This window comes from Janthinobacterium sp. SUN206 (assembly GCF_030587305.1).
Lineage (GTDB): Bacteria > Pseudomonadota > Gammaproteobacteria > Burkholderiales > Burkholderiaceae_D > Janthinobacterium > Janthinobacterium kumbetense.
This window is the reverse complement of sequence record NZ_JAPWIB010000001.1, coordinates 2295363-2312886: the sequence shown is the minus strand read 5'-3', so window position 1 is coordinate 2312886 and position 17524 is coordinate 2295363. Positions and strand designations below refer to the sequence as shown.

At 61.8% G+C, this 17524-nt stretch carries 16 protein-coding genes; 10 read left to right on the top strand and 6 right to left on the bottom strand.

The genetic code is table 11. The features are described 5' to 3' along the window. Positions 1-134 precede the first annotated feature (134 nt). Genes exbB through O3300_RS10395 form a run of 4 tightly spaced genes read left to right on the top strand, consistent with a single transcriptional unit; the run spans position 135 to position 4386 of the window. On the top strand, positions 135-884 hold the full coding sequence (gene exbB, locus O3300_RS10410) for a tonB-system energizer ExbB (RefSeq protein WP_289916742.1): 750 nt from the start codon (positions 135-137) through the stop codon (positions 882-884). A gap of 3 nt (positions 885-887) precedes the next feature. Then, positions 888-1313, top strand: a complete 426-nt coding sequence (gene exbD / locus O3300_RS10405) for a TonB system transport protein ExbD (protein ID WP_305052868.1) — start codon at positions 888-890, stop codon at positions 1311-1313. After that, positions 1310-2089 carry an energy transducer TonB gene (locus O3300_RS10400; protein ID WP_305052867.1) on the top strand — a complete coding sequence of 260 codons (780 nt, stop codon included), beginning with the start codon at positions 1310-1312 and terminating at the stop codon, positions 2087-2089. Before exbD ends, O3300_RS10400 begins: the two co-directional genes overlap by 4 nt. Positions 2090-2127: 38 nt before the next feature. Continuing rightward, positions 2128-4386: a TonB-dependent receptor domain-containing protein gene (locus O3300_RS10395; protein ID WP_305052866.1), complete on the top strand. Its 2259-nt coding sequence runs from the start codon at positions 2128-2130 to the stop codon at positions 4384-4386. 31 nt (positions 4387-4417) lie between these two features. Here O3300_RS10395 and O3300_RS10390 read toward each other — a convergent pair whose 3' ends face one another. Then, the gene (locus O3300_RS10390) at positions 4418-4825 is read right to left on the bottom strand and encodes a PRC-barrel domain-containing protein (RefSeq protein WP_251350379.1); all 408 of its coding nucleotides are present in this window, start codon (positions 4823-4825) and stop codon (positions 4418-4420) included. Positions 4826-5072: 247 nt separating this feature from the next. Between O3300_RS10390 and O3300_RS10385 the strand changes: the two genes are divergently transcribed. The 3 genes from O3300_RS10385 (at position 5073) to ftsB (ending at position 8535) form a co-directional block, all read left to right on the top strand. Continuing rightward, positions 5073-6725: a CTP synthase gene (locus O3300_RS10385; RefSeq protein ID WP_099666940.1), complete on the top strand. Its 1653-nt coding sequence runs from the start codon at positions 5073-5075 to the stop codon at positions 6723-6725. Positions 6726-6865: 140 nt separating this feature from the next. Then, the gene (gene eno / locus O3300_RS10380; RefSeq protein WP_034750709.1) at positions 6866-8149 is read left to right on the top strand and encodes a phosphopyruvate hydratase; all 1284 of its coding nucleotides are present in this window, start codon (positions 6866-6868) and stop codon (positions 8147-8149) included. Between the two features lie 62 nt (positions 8150-8211). Beyond that, the gene (gene ftsB / locus O3300_RS10375; protein WP_035821182.1) at positions 8212-8535 is read left to right on the top strand and encodes a cell division protein FtsB; all 324 of its coding nucleotides are present in this window, start codon (positions 8212-8214) and stop codon (positions 8533-8535) included. Positions 8536-8890: 355 nt separating this feature from the next. Here the strand turns inward: ftsB and O3300_RS10370 are convergent, their stop codons facing one another. The 5 genes from O3300_RS10370 to O3300_RS10350 form a co-directional block, all read right to left on the bottom strand. Then, positions 8891-9169: a hypothetical protein gene (locus O3300_RS10370; protein ID WP_099666941.1), complete on the bottom strand. Its 279-nt coding sequence runs from the start codon at positions 9167-9169 to the stop codon at positions 8891-8893. 152 nt (positions 9170-9321) lie between these two features. Then, positions 9322-10452, bottom strand: coding sequence for a glycerophosphodiester phosphodiesterase (locus O3300_RS10365; RefSeq protein ID WP_099666942.1), 1131 nt, complete (start codon positions 10450-10452; stop codon positions 9322-9324). Beyond that, positions 10452-12860, bottom strand: a complete 2409-nt coding sequence (locus tag O3300_RS10360) for a TonB-dependent receptor (RefSeq protein WP_305052865.1) — start codon at positions 12858-12860, stop codon at positions 10452-10454. Before O3300_RS10360 ends, O3300_RS10365 begins: the two co-directional genes overlap by 1 nt. A gap of 153 nt (positions 12861-13013) precedes the next feature. Next, positions 13014-13994 (bottom strand): Hsp33 family molecular chaperone HslO, encoded by a 981-nt coding sequence (gene hslO / locus O3300_RS10355; protein ID WP_305052864.1) that lies wholly within the window; start codon positions 13992-13994, stop codon positions 13014-13016. 4 nt (positions 13995-13998) lie between these two features. Beyond that, a complete protein-coding gene (locus O3300_RS10350; RefSeq protein ID WP_070260363.1) occupies positions 13999-14523 on the bottom strand; it encodes a gamma carbonic anhydrase family protein in 525 nt (174 codons plus the stop codon). Between the two features lie 206 nt (positions 14524-14729). On the opposite strand from O3300_RS10350, the gene O3300_RS10345 reads away from it, so the two are divergent. The 3 genes from O3300_RS10345 to htpX all read left to right on the top strand — a co-directional run bounded on the left by O3300_RS10345 (position 14730) and on the right by htpX (position 17506). Continuing rightward, positions 14730-15605, top strand: coding sequence for an alpha/beta fold hydrolase (locus tag O3300_RS10345; RefSeq protein ID WP_305052863.1), 876 nt, complete (start codon positions 14730-14732; stop codon positions 15603-15605). Between the two features lie 90 nt (positions 15606-15695). Continuing rightward, on the top strand, positions 15696-16529 hold the full coding sequence (locus O3300_RS10340; protein ID WP_077407646.1) for a 3',5'-nucleoside bisphosphate phosphatase: 834 nt from the start codon (positions 15696-15698) through the stop codon (positions 16527-16529). Between the two features lie 92 nt (positions 16530-16621). Further along, positions 16622-17506, top strand: coding sequence for a protease HtpX (htpX, locus tag O3300_RS10335; RefSeq protein ID WP_099666947.1), 885 nt, complete (start codon positions 16622-16624; stop codon positions 17504-17506). Positions 17507-17524 lie beyond the last annotated feature (18 nt).

Genomic DNA, 17524 nt, shown 5'->3' with positions numbered 1-17524 from the left:
GCGTTCTGCCCGGCACTCTCCCCCAGCAAGCTCCCCCATGGCAGCCAGGTAGTTCGTCCGATTTTTTTGCATGCGCGTGCGCGCCGTTGGCGCAGCCATGCCTGTTACCTGTCAAAGTTCTCATGCGTATCCCCTTGTTCCGTATCAAAGCCGCCAGCTGCGGTGTCGTTCTTTCCCTGTTGCATGCCACCGCGCAAGCGTCCGCCTTACCCCATGACATGTCGCCGCTGGGCATGTTTTTCGCCGCCGACCAGGTCGTCAAAAGCGTGCTCATCGGTTTGCTGGTCGCCGCGCTGGCCACCTGGGTGGTCTTGCTGGTGAAGGGCGCCAGTTTGCTGCAAGCCCGGCGCGAGGCGGCGCATGCCGTCGCCATGCTGAAGACGGCCACCTCCTTGCCGGACGCGGCCGTCAAAGTGGAGGGCGCAGGCGCCATTTCGCTGGCGCAACAGTTGCTCGCTGATGTACAGCAAGAACTGAGTCTGTCGCACGCCAGCGCGCCAGCGGCGGCACTGAAGGAGCGGGCCGGCTTTCGCCAGGAACAGTTCATTGCGCAGCAGGTGCGCGCCATGACGCAAGGCATCGGCTTGCTGGCCAGCATAGGCGCCGTGGCGCCGTTCGTCGGCCTGTTCGGCACCGTGTGGGGCATCATGAACAGTTTTATCGGCATCGCCGTCAGCCAGAGCACGAACCTGGCCACCGTGGCGCCGGGCATCGCGGAAGCCTTGCTGGCCACCGCCCTGGGCCTGGTGGCGGCGATTCCCGCCGTCGTCATCTATAACGTCTTGAGCCGTGGCATCAACCAGTACAAGGCGCAGCTGCGCGCCGCTTCCGCGCAAGTGCTGCTGATGCTGAGCCGCGACCTCGACACGCGCCAGCAGGCCTGAGCCATGGCTTCCCTGTTTCCCTCCCCGGACGACGACACGGCCGATATGCCGGAGTTGAGCGAGATCAATGTCACGCCCTTCATCGACGTGATGCTGGTGCTGTTGATCATCTTCATGGTCGTCTCGCCGCTGGCCACGGTCGACTTGAAAATCGACTTGCCGGCCGCCACGGCCAAGCCCGAACCCCGTCCCGAGAAACCGTTGTTCGTGTCGCTGAAGGCGGACCGCAGCCTGTACCTGGGCGAGTCTCCCGTGGCGCGCGAGCAGCTGGGCAGCCTGCTCGATGCGCAAACGGGCGGCGACCGCCAGCGCACCCTGTTTTTCCAGGCCGACAAGCAAGCCGCGTATGAAGACGTGCTGGGCGTCATGGATGCCCTGCGCCAGGCCGGTTATCTGAAAGTGGGCCTGGTCGGTCGGGAGGGCGGGTGAGTCCGCAGTCCGGGCTGGCGCTGCGCCCCCTATTGAGCTGGGGTATTGCCACGTCGCTGGTGGTGGCCGCTGCGCTGGCGCTGCTGCTGTGGGCCGGCTGGCAGCCCGTCGCCGTGGCGCCCGCCAATCCGGCGGCCAGCGTGATGGTGGTGTTTGCCGCGCAAGCGATGTCGCCGGAGACGCAGGTGGCGCACGCCCTGGGCGCGCGCCAGTCGGCCGCGTCCAGCGCCGCCCGGCCGCCAAAGAGTGCAACCAGGCAAGAGGCGCTGCCGGTGCTGGCGCGCGCCGCCGCACCGGAGATCGTCGCGGCGGAAAAAGAGGAAAAGGCGGCGGCCAGTCCGTCGGCGGAGCCGGGCAAGGATGCCGCGAAGGAAGCGTCCGTGCCCGCGCAGGCCAGCAGCAGCGCCACGCCGGCGCCGGCCGCCGTGCGCGGTCCGCAGGCGGCGCCGTTCAACAGCGACACGCCATCGACCAGCGCGGCGCCGGCCAGCTGGCAAAGCCAGGTGCTTGGCCACCTGGCGCACTTCAAGCGCTATCCGGGCGATGCGCGCCAGCGCAAGCGGGCTGGCGCCGCCTGGGTGCGCTTCCAGGTGGACCGCGACGGCAAATTGCTGGCCAGCGAACTGGTCACGTCGTCGGGCACGGTGCTGCTCGACCGCGAAGCCTTGCAAGTGCTGCAGCGCGCGCAGCCGCTGCCGGCGCCGCCCGACAACGTATTGCGCCAGGGCACGGTGACGGTGACCTTGCCCGTGTCGTTCAAGCTCGACGCCAGCTGAATTTTAAATTTTTCAATAACATAACAAATCGAGGGTGTATGCATATCAAGACAATGACGCAGGCCGTGGGCATCTGCATGGCCTTGCTCGCGCAGCAGGCATGGGCGCAACAGGCGCAAGACAGTGGCAAGGTGGAATTTTCGCCGCTGAATGTATCGGGTGAAACGGTGCCTGCGGAACGGCAGGCGCTGGAAAAACCGGGCGCCGTCAGCGCGCGCGGGGCCGATACGCGCTTGCAGAGCGTCGACCAGATCGTGCGCAGCATGCCGGGCACGTTTACCCAGATCGATCCGGCGCAGGGCGCCGTCAGCGTCAACATCCGCGGCTTGTCGGGCCTGGGGCGCGTCAACATGATGGTCGATGGCGTGAGCCAGAATTACTATGGCAGCGCGCCGTCGTCCGTGTCGCACGGCGGCGTGCCCAGCAGCCAGTTCGGCGCGCTGATCGACCCGAATTTCATCATCGGCGTGGATGTGTCGCGTGGCAATGTCGTCGGCGGCGACGGCGTCAATGCGCTGGCCGGCAGCGCCAATTTCCGCACCATCGGCGTCGATGACGTCGTCTTCGCCGGGGAAAAGACAGGAGCGCGCACGAAGATGTGGACCGGTAATAACGGCGTGGGCCGCAGCGCCATGCTGGCCGTGGCCATGAAAAACCCCGCCTTCGATGGCGGCAGCGTGGGCTTCATGGCCGCCACCAGTGCGAGCGTGATCGGCAACAACTACAAGAATGCGAAGGGTGTCAACAGCGAGGAATTCGGTTTCGGCTACAACCGCTATTACAAGCAAAAGCCCAAGTCGCAATTGCTCAAGCTGGACCTCAAATTGAGCGACTTCCATGCGCTGGAACTGTCGGCGCGCGATTACCGCAGCACGTTTACGCGCCGCGACATCCACAGCGATGACTACTACGTAAAATATCACTACACGCCGTTTTCCGAGTTGATCGACCTCAATGTGGTGGCCAGCAGCAGCCGCGGCAACCAGAAATACATGCCCGAGGCGCTGACCAATTTCATCAACACGAATGCGGCCAACCGCGCCGACGCGGTCGACATCAACAACACCAGCAGCTTCAGGCTGGCCGGCGGCGATGCGCTGGTGACCATCGGAGGCAAGCTGATGCGCAATAAATACAGCAAGCACGTGGAAAGCCTGGTCGACGATCCGGACAATCCGGATGCGAACCAGCAATCGATCGAAAACAATACGTTCGGCCCCGAGGGCGTGCAAAAGATCAACAGCCTGTATGCGGGCCTGCAATACAACCGCGGCATTGTTCAAGTCAATGCGGGCCTCAACTACACGCACTTTGATTTGACGGGCCACAAGCCCGCCTGCGACTTGCGCGTGCAGTGCTTCCCGCAAGGGGCAAGCAATATTGCGTTGAAGGAGCATGGCATCAATCCCTCGCTGCTCGTTTCCGCGCAAGTGACGCCGTGGTTCCAGCCGTTTGCCAGCGCCGAGCGCACCATGCGCGGGCCGAATCCGCAGGAAGTGTTTTTCTCGAATGACGGCGGGGCCTCGATGAACCCCTTCCTGAAGGGCGAGCGGGCCAGCACCTACCAGCTGGGTTTCAATTCCAGCCTGCATGGCTTGCTGAGTGCTAACGATGCGCTGAATTTCAAGGCCCTGTATTTCAAGAGCAAGATCGACGGCTATATCACCAGCCAGTCTTTCCTCGTGTGCGACAGCGGGCGCAAGTGCAATATCGCGGAAGTGATCGCCAAGGACTGGCAGAATGTGGATGAATACGTGACCAATATGTATATCTACATCAACTCGGCCACGCCCGTGTATACACGCGGCTGGGAACTGGAAGCGCAATATCACCTGGGGCCGGCGTATGCGCGCCTGTCGTACACGCGCGAAACGACGCGCCAGCCCACGTCGATCGCCAGCGCCTGGTTTGGCGCGGCCGACATCAGCGAACTGCCCAGCGTGTACTACAACCTCGACGTGGGCACGCGCCTGCTGGACAACAAGCTGGAAGTGGGCGCCATTCTCAAGCACACGGGCTCGAACCGCCGCCTGTCGCCGGACAATGACGCCGATGAAGCGACGGGGGAAGTGCTCAAGGCCGACAATCCGAAGATCCCGGCCGTGATCGACCTGTATGCGAGCTACCAGGTCAGCAAGAACCTGTTCCTGCGCCTGTCCGTGCAAAACGCCATGAACAAGGATTTCTCGGAAGCGCTGAACCGCCTGAACTCGATGCCGTCGCAGTCGCAGGAGAATACGCCGCTGAGCACGGCGCGGGGCAGGACGTATGTGGCAGGGCTGGAGTACCGCTTTTAAAGCAGGCCCAAGCCCCGCTGCCTTGGCTTAATTAATACTCGCGCGGCGTCGTACCATAATAGCTATGGATCGACGTCGCCCAAGCGCTGTCCGCCATGTTCGGCCAGTTATCCGTGTCGAAGCCGGGCGCGTTTTCGATGCGTTCCTTGTCGACGTTGAGGGTGAAGCGCTTGTTGACGGTGTCGAGCAGCAGCGCTTCCCACGGCACGGCGAACAGCTTTTCGCCGATGGTGAAGACGCCGCCGTGCGACATGACGGCGTAGGCGATCTTGCCGCTGCGCATGTCGAGCATGATTTCCTTGATTTCGCCCAGGTGTTCATCCTTGGCATTGTGCACATGGTCGCCGATCAGGGTGTCGGCGCCCATCAGTTCAGGGCCGGGGCCTTTGTGGCCGCGGTTGACATACATGCCGTAGGCGTCGCGTTCTTCGTAGCTCATGATGGACCTCCTGTTGAAAAATCCCAGTCTGCCGCCGGGGCGCGGCAGGGTCTGTTCGCTCGCCCACACAACATATGGAATTGGAAATATTTCAATTATTGTTATTGGGTAATTTTGTTGCGCGTAGACAGCAGGAGGGGGAGGGATAGTCGGTATTTGGCGCAAATTTCCGTGCGCGGGGAGCGACGCAGGCGGGCTTTAGTGTATAATTTCAATTTCCCGCACGTGCCGTTCGGCACCATCTGCAATGACCAAATTTGTCTTCGTCACTGGTGGCGTTGTGTCTTCCCTTGGAAAAGGGATTGCCGCCGCCTCCCTCGCCGCGATCCTCGAATCGCGCGGCCTTAAAGTCACCATGCTCAAGCTCGACCCGTATATCAACGTCGATCCTGGCACGATGAGCCCTATGCAACACGGTGAAGTATTCGTCACCGATGACGGGGCCGAAACCGACCTCGACCTCGGTCACTACGAGCGCTTCATCTCCACCCGCATGAAAAAGGTGAATAACTTCACCACTGGCCAGATCTATGAATCGGTGATCCGCAAGGAACGCCGGGGCGAATATCTGGGCAAGACCGTGCAGGTGATTCCGCATATCACCAATGAAATCCAGGATTACATCCGCCGTGGCGCCGAAGGCTACGACGTGGCCCTGTGCGAAATCGGCGGCACCGTCGGCGATATCGAATCCTTGCCATTCCTGGAAGCGGCACGCCAGCTGAGCCTGCGCGCCGGCCGCAAGAACACGGCGTTCGTCCACCTGACCCTGGTGCCTTACATCGCCTCGGCCGGTGAACTGAAAACCAAGCCGACCCAGCACTCGGTGCAAAAGCTGCGCGAAATCGGCATCTTGCCGAATGCGCTGCTGTGCCGCGCCGACCGCGCCATCCCGGAAGACGAGCGCGCGAAAATCTCGCTGTTCTCGAACATCGAGGAAGACGCCGTCATTTCCGTGTGGGACGTCGACACCATCTACAAAGTGCCGCAAATGCTGCACGACCAGGGCCTCGACAAGATCATCTGCGACGCGCTGGACCTCGATCCTGCACCGGCCGACCTGTCGATCTGGAGCAAGTTGATCTACACGATGGAGCACCCGAAGGCGGAAGTGACCGTCGGCATGGTCGGCAAGTATGTCGAGCTGACCGAGTCGTACAAGTCGCTGATCGAAGCGCTGCGCCACGCCGGCATCCACACGGAAAGCCGCGTCAACATCGAGTACATCGATTCGGAAGAAATCGAAACGACCGGTTGCGACAACCTGGCCAAGTACGATGCCATCCTGGTACCGGGCGGCTTCGGCAAGCGCGGCGTGGAAGGCAAGATCAAGGCGGCCCAGTTTGCCCGTGAAAACAAGATCCCTTACCTGGGCATCTGCCTGGGCATGCAAGTGGCCCTGATCGAATACGCGCGCAACAAGGCAGGCATGCCGAACGCGAATTCGACCGAGTTCGACCTTGATACGGATCAACCTGTTGTTGCACTGATCAATGAGTGGCAAAACCACGATGGTAAAGTCGAGTTGCGCGATGAAAACTCGGACCTGGGCGGTACCATGCGCCTGGGCGCGCAGACCTGCGCCGTCAATCCGGGCACCCTCGCCGCCGAGATCTACGGCAGCGTGGTGACCGAGCGTCACCGTCATCGCTACGAAGCCAATAATCACTACCTGGCCCGTGTCGAATCGGCTGGCCTGATCGTGTCGGCCCGCACGCCGAGCGAAGATTTGTGCGAAATCATGGAATTGCCGCGCACGGGTGAAAATTCCCACCCTTGGTATATGGGCGTGCAATACCATCCCGAGTTCAAGTCGACGCCACGCACCGGCCATCCGTTGTTTACGTCGTTCATCAAGGCAGCGCTGGCGCACAAAGAAGCCAACGCCGCTGCGGAATAACGCGGTCGATCGCGACAGTATTACCCGTAAGACAGCTCCCGGCCAGATCGTTCCCGCCGGGAGTTTCTTTGCCCCCTTTGTGCAATTGCGCATCAGAACGCAGTGTGCAGCCCCTGTTACGCTTAACTTTGGAGAATGACATGAGTGCTATTGTTGATATTATCGGTCGCGAAATCCTGGACTCGCGCGGTAACCCGACCGTCGAATGCGATGTGTTGCTGGAATCGGGCGTGATGGGCCGTGCGGCCGTGCCGTCGGGTGCCTCGACCGGTTCGCGCGAAGCCGTGGAATTGCGCGATGGCGACGCCAAGCGCTACTTCGGCAAGGGCGTGCTGCAAGCATGCGAAAACATCAATACCGAAATCTCCGAAGCCATCATGGGCCTGGACGCCAATGAACAGGCTTTCCTGGACCGTACCCTGATCGACCTGGACGGCACGGAAAACAAATCGCGCCTGGGCGCCAACGCCATCCTGGCCGTCTCGATGGCTGTCGCCAAGGCTGCCGCCGAAGAAGCCGGCTTGCCGCTGTACCGCTATTTCGGCGGTTCGGGCGCCATGCAGATGCCAGTGCCGATGATGAACGTCATCAACGGCGGCGCACACGCCGACAACAACCTGGATATCCAGGAATTCATGATCATTCCCGTGGGCGCCCCGTCGTTCAAGGAAGCCGTCCGCTACGGCGCGGAAGTGTTCCACACGCTGAAAAAGATCCTGCACAAGAAGGGTCTGAACACCAACGTGGGCGACGAAGGCGGTTTCGCGCCATCGCTGGCCAACCATGAAGAAGCCATCAAGCTGATCATCCAGGCCATCGAAGAAGCGGGCTACGAGCCAGGCACGCAGATCGCCATCGGCCTCGATTGCGCCGCGTCCGAGTTCTACAAGAACGGCAAGTACGAAATGGAAGGCGAAGGCCTGAGCCTGACGGCCACCGAGTTCACCAACCTGCTGGCGACCTGGTGCGACAAGTACCCGATCATCTCGATCGAAGACGCGATGCACGAAGGCGACTGGGACGGCTGGGCGATCCTGACGGCAGAACTGGGCAAGAAAGTGCAACTGGTCGGCGACGACCTGTATGTCACCAACACCAAGATCCTGAAAGAAGGCATCTCGAAAGGCATCGCTAACTCGATCTTGATCAAGATCAACCAGATCGGTACCCTGACGGAAACCTTCGCCGCCATCGAAATGGCCAAGCGCGCCGGCTACACGGCCGTCATTTCGCACCGCTCGGGCGAAACGGAAGACTCGACCATCGCCGATATCGCCGTTGCCACGAACGCCCTGCAGATCAAGACGGGCTCGATGTCGCGTTCGGACCGCATGGCCAAGTACAACCAGCTGCTGCGTATCGAGGAAGACCTGGGCGACATCGCCAGCTACCCTGGCCGCGATGCGTTCTATAATCTGAAGTAAGCTGATGTAAAACCCACTGGCCGGCCGGAGATGTTCCGGCCGGTTTTTTAACTGAATGCCCCATGCGCCTGATTACGCTCGCCCTGGCAGCCCTGCTGCTGTTGATACAATTTCCCCTCTGGCTGGGTAAAGGCGGCTGGCTGCGTGTTGCCGACATGGAAGCCCAAGTGGCGGTGGCCAACAAGAAGAACATGGAATTGAAGGCGCGCAACGCCAAGCTCGAATCCGAAGTGCGCGACCTGAAGGATGGTACGGGCGCCGTCGAAGAGCGTGCCCGCTACGAGCTGGGCATGGTCAAACAGAATGAGATTTTCGTGCAGATCGTGCGCAAGGGACAAACCCCGCCACTGCTGGAAACGCCGGTGGACGCCGCGGCGCCACATTAAGATAGTACTACTTCCCGCTTGCCAGCCTGGACCGATTGCCAGGCTGACATATCACTTTACTTCCTTGTACTTATTACCTTGTACTGCTGCACACGCATGGCGCGGCGTGCTGCTGCCTTGCTGCCTTGCTGCTTGCTGCTTGCTGATCAGAAACGGGCCTTGCCGGTCGTGATCAGGTAAAAATGGATGCCGGTGACCACGACGGCGACACTTACCAGTACGGTTTCGAGAAATATCATATAAAAATCCTTGTCAGTATATTTAGTTAGCTTAAAAAAACGTCCAGGGCCAGGCGCCCAGCCGAAGACAGTACGTCAGTACGGCAAGGCGCAGGCAACGCCGCCATGAACGTTTTTTAACCGCGCGAAGCCAGGAAGCGCAGTTCTGCGGCCAGATTCGGCATCAGTTTTTCGTAGCGGTTCGCTTCCGAGTTCAGCAGGGCGAAATCGCGCTTGCTTGGACGCACATAGCGCTGCTCTTCATCGCTGACGCTGCTGGCGATGACTTCCTTCTGTGCCAGTTCGCTGTACGGCTTGGAAGCGAGCAGGGCGCCCAGGAAGGCGCGCGTGGCGCGGCCCAGGTTGCTGAAGTAATTGTCGTTGTCGTTGCTGTAGGTGTTGGTAAAAGTGGACATATGCCCTCCATGAATGGTCTGTTGTTGCATTGCACAATAATGGAGTTTGCGATATGCGTCCAATTTCAAATTCCAATTTCAGAAATTCAAGAAACGCATAATAAGGGCGTAGCCATCGGCCACGCCCTGAAAATGAATTTGTTACGAAATGTTTATCCTGCGGCGATGCGTCCCAAACCCGGATCGTCGCTGAAAAAACCGTCGAGTCCCGTCTCGATATAGCGCCGCATTTCCGCCACGGATCCCGCTTCGTTGCGCGCATTTTCGCCATTGCCGTCGCGGAAGTCGGCCGCCAGGAAGCGGTTTTCCGGACGGAAGGTCCACGTGTGCAGCAGCAAGCCCGCCTGGTGCGCATCGTCGACGATGGAAGAGGGCTTGGCCAGGCGCTGGTCGGCGCCCAGCGGGATGATTCCTCGCGTTGGCGGCGCTACCACGTCCGCGTAGGCGGCGATGTCGCGCAGGCCGGCGGGCGTCGTCATCTGGCCAAACGTCAGCTTGCCGCCCGCCTTGGCCACGTCCATCGGGCGGATATCGCCGCCCACCACCAGCTGCATCAGGCGCACGTTGGCGCGCCGTCCCAGCTTCTCGCGCAAGTATTTCAAATTGGCCACTTCGAAGGACTGGATTTCGATGGGCGCGCGGCGCGTGTACTCGTGCGCCAGCAGGGTCGACAGGAAACGGTCTTCCAGCGCCAGGCCCGCATCGCGGAAATACGTGGAGCTTTTCAGCTCCGGCACGAGGCCGATGACGCGTCCGCTGGCGGCAGATTGCGCTGCAACAAAATCGATGATTTCTTCCCAGGTGGGGATCTGGAATTGTCCATCGTATAAGGTGTTGCCGGTACGTACTTTCGGCAGCCGTTCGATGGCGCGCAGGGTTTTCAGTTCGGCCAGCGTGAAGTCGTCGACGAACCAGCCTTCGTGCCATTCGCCGTCGACCATCTTCTTGCCGCGCCGGCTCGCGAACTCGGGACGGCGCGCCACGTCGGTGGTGTCGATCAGGTTGCTTTCGTGGCGCGCGACCAGAATGCCGTCGCGCGTGGCCACCAGGTCCGGCTCGACGTAGTCGGCGCCGTCGAGGATGGCCTTGGCGTAGGACGCCAAGGTATGCTCGGGACGCAGGGCGCTGGCGCCCCGGTGGGCGAAGACGAGCGGACGGCTTGGCTTTGTTTCCAGCAGGCCCGCGGCAAAGCCGGGTGCGGCTGCCAGCGCCAAGCCGCCGACGGCCGCCTGGACGAAGCTGCGGCGCGAAAAGTGCCGTTGCGGAAGGATAGGCGTACGCATCAGAAATCCGCCGTCAAGGTCAGGAAGCCCTGGCGAGGGGCGATGGGGAAGGTGTTGTACGTCTTGTCGGCCGCGCCGACCACCACGTTCAGCGCGCCTTCGCGGTTGGCCAGGTTGCTCACATTCACGCGCCAGCGCGGGTTTTTCAGCCAGCCGGCCATGGCCGGCAGCTTGCCCGACACGCCCAGGCCCATCAGGAAATAGCTTGGGACGGACAGATCGTTGGTGTACGTCGCATAGCGCTTGCCCACATAGTCTCCCGTCAGTTGCACTTCGATGTCGCCAACCGTGGCGGAAGCAACGAACTTGTTCAGCCATTCAGGCGAGCCCGGCACGTTCTTGCCCGCCGTCAAGACCAGCGCGGCGCCATTGTTGTAATTGTCCGCGTACTGCGAGCGGTTGTACGACAGGGCATTGTAGAACGAGAAATTGTTGCCGAAGTGCACGGTGCCCGCGATATCGATGCCGTCCGTGCGCACGCTGCCCACGTTGGCCAGCACGGGGTTGCCGCCAATGATGGAGGAAATCACGGGCGTCGGGCTGATCTGCAGCAAACGGTTGCTGAAATCGACGTGGTAGACGTTGACTTGGCCATCGATGGCCGTGATGGCGCCCAGGTTCAATGGGTGGCTGCCGCGCACGCCCACTTCATAGGTGAGGGCCGTTTCCGGCTTGGCGTCGCGCTTGAACAGGTCGAAGGCTGCCTGGCTCGACAAGCTCCAGGGCGACGCGCCGCCGCCGCCATAGGTGACGAACTGGCGCATGTTTTTCTGGATATTGAAGTACAGCTGGTCTTGCGGCGTGAAATCCCAGCGCGCGCCCACTTGCGGCAAGAACCATTTTTTCGTGTTGATGGTGCCGACCGGCAATGCCGTCGAGCCGCCGGCGATGGCGCCCTTGGCCGGCTGCACGGGGAATTGGCCATCGGCAAATTGCAGGCTGGACTTGAAGCCGGCTTGCAGGGCGACATCGGGGCGGATGCGCCATTCATCCTGCAAGTGCAGCTGCACCACCTTGTTGTCGATTTCGCTGCCGTACTGCGTGATCAAAGGATTGCTGGGGCGGTCGTACGGCGACGTCGGGTTGTTGACGTCCAGCGCATACCAGCGGCGGTAGGCGGACGAGCGGTTCTGTTCCAGCCACAGGCCCGCTTCCAGCTGGTGATTGCCGATTTCCTTGCGCAGGGTGGAAAGGAAGCCGCCCCGCTTGATGTCGTATTCCGTCGTGCGCACGGCGTAGCCCGAGTTGCCGAACACCTGTTTCAGGTTCTGTTTCGGGTAGTACACGCTGAACAGGCCCGGCAAGCCGGCCACGCCGATGGGGCCGGCCACCACGCCCGCGCCGTCATCCTTGTGGTAATACACCTGGTTCGACCACGTCATGCCTTCGGACAAGTTGGCGTCGAACTTGGCGTAAGCCAGGTAATCGGTGCGCTGCGCATCGCTGTAGTAGTTGCGGTAATTGTTGCCGTCCGCGGCAGGCGTGGCGCCCGTCGGCGACAGGTAATTCAGGGCCGCCTTGAAGTCCGGATACAGGAAGGGGCGCGTGTATGGCGCGCTCGTCTCGCCCGCCACGTGCACGGTGCTGTCTTCGTTCGGCTCGATCTTGTCCGAGTAATTGAAGAACAGGGTCAGCTTGCCCGCCTCGCTGCGGTTGACGTACTTGGCGTTGAACTGGTCGCCGCCCTGGCGCGCATCGAAGTCCCAGGCGCGCGCTTCATGGTGCAGGATGGAAAAATAGGCGCTGCTGCCATCGCCGAAGGCGCCCGTGTCATAGCGGGCAAACGTGCGCGACGTGCGGTGGCTGCCCACCGTTTGCTGCACGCTGGCGCCTTGCGTGGCCAGCGGGTCGCTGGAATAGGTTTCGATGGTGCCGCCCAGGTTGCTGGTCGACGCCGTGGCCAGGTCGCCCGCGCCAGACGACAGCACGACGCTGCGCACGTTTTCGCTGATCACGGCGCGCTGCGGCGACAGGCCGTTGTAGTTGCCGTATTGCTGGTCGCCCAGCGGCACGCCGTCCATGGTGTAGCCCAGTTGTTGGCCGGAAAAACCATGCACGAACAGCGACAGGTTTTGCTCGTTGTTGCCCCATGGGTCGGCCGTCTGGAAGCTGACGCCAGGCAAGGTTTGCAGGGCCTTTAACGGATTCGTGCCGGGCAGGATTTTCTGGATTTCATTCTTGCTCAGGGCGACGGAAGAGCGCGTCTTGCGCGAGGAAATCTCCACGGTGGCCATCGGAGCATTGTCATCGGCAGCGGGGGCGGAGGCCATGTCGGTGGCGGCGGACGCCACGGCGGCGGCGACGGCCGTTTGCGCCAGGGCAGGCAAGGAGAGGCCTGCGGCGCAAGCGCCCAGCAAAACATGGAAGGAATGGCGGCGCAGGGCCAGCGTCAAGTGGGTATTCATCATCAGCCTGTGGAAAGTATTGGAAGTAATACAAGCTGCGCAGCGTAACGGCGGCGCGTGACGGGCTGATGACGAACTGATGACGGGAAGATGACAGCAGAAACAATTGCGCCGCCTCAGGGGCGGCGCGGCAGATTCATTGCGAAAGTGTAATGATCAGTTGATGCTGGCTGCGGGTGGAATCAGGACTTCGGCCGGCGCATCCGTGACGAACAGCTGCGCGCAATCGACCTTGTCGAATTCATAGTGCTGACCGCAGAAATCGCAGTTCACGCCCACTTGGCCCACTTCTTCCAGGGTGCTGTTGACTTCCTCCTCGCCCAGCATCTTGAGCATATTGCCCACTTTTTCGCGCGTGCAGCTGCAATGGAAGCTCGGGTGCAGGGGATCGAAGACGCGGATGGTTTCTTCCCAGAACAAGCGCTGCATCAGGGTATCGATATCCGTCGACAGGATTTCCGCCTCTTTCAGGGTCGAGGCCAGCATCACGGCGCGGTTCCACGTGTCCAGCGCGTCTTCTTCCGACACGGGCGTCGCTTCGGCCTTGCCGCCATGGTGGGGCAGCTTTTGCAGCAGCAGGCCGCGCGAGACGCTGTCGTCCGTGGCCAGCCACAGGCGGGTGTCGAGCTGTTCCGAACGCAACATGTAGTTTTCGATCACGGTGGCCATGTCGTCGCCGTCCAGCGGCACGATGCCCTGGTACGGTTGCTGGCCCGGCACCTTGTCGGCCGGGTCCAGGGTGATGATGAAGCGGCCCTTGCCCGTGGCGTTGAGCAATTGCGGCACGGTGGCCACGTCGGGAATCGTGGCGTCCGGGTCCAGCTTGGCCGTGGCGCGCAGGCGCAGGTCGGAGTCGCACTCGACCACCATCAGGCGCACGGGGCCGTCGCCATGGATTTGCATGATGATGGAACCGTTGAATTTCAGGTTGGCCGACAGCAGGGCGGCGGCAGCCACCATTTCGCCCAGCACTTTTTTCACGGCCGTCGGGTAGGCGTGGCGCGACACCACTTCCTGCCACGTGGCCGAAACGTCGATGAACTGGCCGCGCACGGCGGCGTTGTCGAAAATAAATTTTTGCAGGGTATCCTGGCCGCTAACGGCTGCGCTGATTGCGCCCGTGGTTTCAGTCGTCATTCTCTTATCCAATCTTCTTGAGTTGCGTATTAAATAGCTGGCCGCGTTGCACATAGTTCACGGCGTTGCCTTGTAGCCTGGTGATATCGTCTGCCGTCAGGGCCCGCACGGCTTTCGCCGGTGAGCCGATGATCAGCATATTGTCGGGAAATTCCTTGCCTTCCGTGACCAGCGCGCCCGCGCCGACCAGGCAGTTCTTGCCGATCTTCGCGCCATTCAGGATCACGGCCTGGATGCCGACCAGGGCGCCATCGCCGATCGTGCATCCATGCAACATCGCCTGGTGGCCGATGGTCACGTTCCGGCCGATGTCCAGCGGGTAGCCCGGGTCCGTGTGCAGCACGGCGCCTTCCTGCACATTGCTGTTGGCGCCCACGGTGATGCGCTCGTTGTCGCCGCGGATCGTGGCGCCGAACCATACGGACGTATTCGCTTCCAGGGTCACCTTGCCGATCACGTTGGCCGTGTCGGCAACAAAAGCGGAAGCATCAATCAGCGGCGCATCGGCGCCCAATTGGTAGAGTGTCATCGTTAGCCTGTGGCGGTGGTGGAAGCGCCGGGCACGGCCGGACGCGGAAGTTTTGCGCTATTTTACGCTGTTGCAGGGCAAGTCCGAGCGCCGGCCGCTAATCCGGTATAATTATAGAACGGTCGTACTTTTATGTGCGCCCTATCTACAGACACAGCATGTGGCGCCATCTGCGCCACTTTCAAGGCAGGCATCCGATGAAACCCATGAAACTTTCCCGTTCCGAATTCATCAACATCCGCGGCGCCCGTACGCATGTGCGCCATTGGGGCCGCGAAGGCGCGCCCATCCTGTTCATGGTGCACGGCTGGATGGACGTGGCCGCCTCGTTCCAGTTCGTCGTCGACGAGTTGCAAGGCGACTGGCACGTGATCGCGCCCGACTGGCGCGGCTTTGGCCTCAGCGACTACACGCAATCGGACACCTACTGGTTCCCCGACTATCTGGCCGACCTGGACGCCATGTTGCTGCACTATTCGCCGGACGCGCCCGTCAACCTGCTGGGCCACAGCATGGGCGCCAACGTGGCCGGCCTGTACGCGGGCGTGCGCCCGGAGCGCATCAGCCGCTTCATCAACCTGGAAGGCTTCGGCATGATGGCAACGCAGCCGGAGCAGGCGCCGGCCCGCTACGCCAAGTGGCTGGACGAATTGCGCGAGCCGCCCGCCATGCGCAGCTATCCTTCGCAGCGCGCCGTGGCCGAGCGCCTGCAAAAGACCAATCCGCGCCTGCCCGACGAGCGCGCCGCTTTCCTGGCCGAACACTGGTCGGCGCGCAACGAGGCGGGCGAGTGGGACATCCTGGGCGACCCGCAGCACAAGCGCGTCAATCCCATCCTGTACCAGGTGGAAGAAGTGATGGCGTGCTGGCGCCGCATCACGGCGCCCGTGCTGTGGGTGGAGGCCGATGACACGAATATGTGGCAATGGATGGGGCCCAAGGAACAGGCGCGCATCGAAATCGACCGGCGTTTGGCCTGCATCAAGGATGTGCGCTGCGAGATGATGGCGGATGCGGGCCACATGCTGCATCATGATCAGCCGCAGGCACTGGCGCGGCTGGTGGAAGCGTTTTTGGCCTGATGTGTGTCGGGAACGCTGCAGCGCGATTGGCCAAGCAGCGTACAATGAAAACTTCTTCCATGCTGAGCCCGTGCGGGGTATTGTTTTCACATGCTTAAAGTCGACCTGCATTGTCATTCGAATATCTCCGACGGCGTGCTGTCACCGGCCGCCGTGGCCGCTTACGCGCGCAAGGCGGGCGTGGACGTGTGGGCGCTGACGGACCACGATGAAGTGTCCGGCGTCGCCGCCGCGCGCACGGCCGCGCTGGACCTGGGCATGCGCTTCGTGGCCGGCGTGGAAATTTCCATCACGTGGGCCGGCGAAACCGTGCACATCGTCGGCTTGCAAGTCGATGAAAACAATCCGGGTCTCGTGCAGGGCTTGCACCGCACGCGTTCCGGGCGCGACGCGCGCGGCCGCGAAATCGCCCGCCAGCTGGACCTGGCTGGCATCCCCGACGCCTATGAAGGGGCCTTGAAATTCGTCGGCAACCCGGACCTGATGTCGCGCACGCACTTTGCCCGTTACATCGTGGAAACGGGCAAATGCGCGAACATTCCCGACGTGTTCAAGAAATACCTGTCGGAAGGCAAGCCGGGCTACGTCGAGCACCGCTGGGCCACCCTGGCTGAAGCGGTCGGCTGGATCCGCGGCGCGGGCGGCGTGGCCGTCATCGCCCATCCGGGCCGCTACCGCTTCAGCGACATGGCGCAAGGCGTGCTGTTCGATGAATTCAAACAACTCGGCGGCGTGGCCATCGAGGTCGTCACGGGCAGCCACAGCCCGGACCAGTATCCGGAATACGCGCAGCTGGCCAACGCCTACGGTTTCCTCGCCTCGCGCGGCACGGATTTCCATGCGCCGGGCGAGTCGCGCGTGGATTTTGCCATGTTGCCGCCATTGCCAGCCAACGTCACCCCGATTTGGCACGACTGGTTCTAGGGCGCGGCTGGCCTGCGCCTGCCGCGCGGGCTTGAAAAGTCGCGACTGCATACTTATCTTTTAGTCATTCTTGTTTTCCGGAGCCATCGCCCATGAAACGTATCGTCCTGTTTATTGCAACCAACCTGGCCGTGATGCTGGTGCTGTCGCTCGTGCTCAGTTTGCTGGGCGTGGGCAATCCGGCGCGCGGCAGTACCCTGAACCTGGGCAGCCTGCTGGTGTTTTCGCTGGTGGTCGGCTTCACGGGCTCGATCTTTTCGCTGTTGATCAGCAAACCGATGGCCAAGTGGAGCACGGGCGCGCGCGTGATCGACAATCCGACGTCGTCGACGGAGTTGTGGCTGGTCAATACCGTGCGCGCGCTGTCCGAGCGGGCCGGCATCGGCATGCCGGAAGTGGCCGTGTACGAAGGCGACGCGAATGCGTTCGCCACGGGCGCCTTCAAGAATTCGGCGCTGGTGGCCGTGTCCACGGGCTTGCTGCAAAGCATGAACCGCGATGAAGTGGAAGCCGTGCTGGGCCACGAGATCGCCCACGTGGCGAATGGCGACATGGTCACCTTGACCCTGATCCAGGGCGTGGTGAATACCTTCGTCGTCTTCATGGCCCGCGTGGTGGGTTTCTTTGTCGACAATGTCCTGTTGAAAAATAACAACCGCGAAGGCGGCGGACGCGGCATCGGTTACTTTGTGACCGTGATGGTGTGCGAAGTGATCTTCGGCTTGCTCGCTTCCATCATCGTGGCCTGGTTCTCGCGCCAGCGCGAATTCCGCGCCGACGCCGGTTCCGCCAAGCTGCTGGGCAGCCCCACGCCGATGATGCATGCGCTGGCCCGCCTGGGCGGCGTGCCGCCGGGCGAATTGCCGCAATCGATGCAGGCGCTGGGCATCAGCGGCGGCAATGGCGGCTGGGGCGCGCTGTTCGCCACCCATCCACCCCTCGAACAACGCATCGCCGCGCTGCGCAGCGTACAATAATGCCAACTTAACAAGCTG

What these genes read in the sequence shown, in the direction of transcription:
- exbD (WP_305052868.1), top strand. Translation starts at nt 888, where the DNA reads ATGGCTTCCCTGTTTCCCTCCCCGGACGACGACACGGCCGATATGCCG.
- O3300_RS10395 (WP_305052866.1), top strand. Translation starts at nt 2,128, where the DNA reads ATGCATATCAAGACAATGACGCAGGCCGTGGGCATCTGCATGGCCTTG.
- O3300_RS10390 (WP_251350379.1), bottom strand. Translation starts at nt 4,825, where the DNA reads ATGAGCTACGAAGAACGCGACGCCTACGGCATGTATGTCAACCGCGGC.
- O3300_RS10385 (WP_099666940.1), top strand. Translation starts at nt 5,073, where the DNA reads ATGACCAAATTTGTCTTCGTCACTGGTGGCGTTGTGTCTTCCCTTGGA.
- eno (WP_034750709.1), top strand. Translation starts at nt 6,866, where the DNA reads ATGAGTGCTATTGTTGATATTATCGGTCGCGAAATCCTGGACTCGCGC.
- ftsB (WP_035821182.1), top strand. Translation starts at nt 8,212, where the DNA reads ATGCGCCTGATTACGCTCGCCCTGGCAGCCCTGCTGCTGTTGATACAA.
- O3300_RS10370 (WP_099666941.1), bottom strand. Translation starts at nt 9,169, where the DNA reads ATGTCCACTTTTACCAACACCTACAGCAACGACAACGACAATTACTTC.
- O3300_RS10365 (WP_099666942.1), bottom strand. Translation starts at nt 10,452, where the DNA reads ATGCGTACGCCTATCCTTCCGCAACGGCACTTTTCGCGCCGCAGCTTC.
- O3300_RS10360 (WP_305052865.1), bottom strand. Translation starts at nt 12,860, where the DNA reads ATGATGAATACCCACTTGACGCTGGCCCTGCGCCGCCATTCCTTCCAT.
- hslO (WP_305052864.1), bottom strand. Translation starts at nt 13,994, where the DNA reads ATGACGACTGAAACCACGGGCGCAATCAGCGCAGCCGTTAGCGGCCAG.
- O3300_RS10350 (WP_070260363.1), bottom strand. Translation starts at nt 14,523, where the DNA reads ATGACACTCTACCAATTGGGCGCCGATGCGCCGCTGATTGATGCTTCC.
- O3300_RS10345 (WP_305052863.1), top strand. Translation starts at nt 14,730, where the DNA reads ATGAAACTTTCCCGTTCCGAATTCATCAACATCCGCGGCGCCCGTACG.
- O3300_RS10340 (WP_077407646.1), top strand. Translation starts at nt 15,696, where the DNA reads ATGCTTAAAGTCGACCTGCATTGTCATTCGAATATCTCCGACGGCGTG.
- htpX (WP_099666947.1), top strand. Translation starts at nt 16,622, where the DNA reads ATGAAACGTATCGTCCTGTTTATTGCAACCAACCTGGCCGTGATGCTG.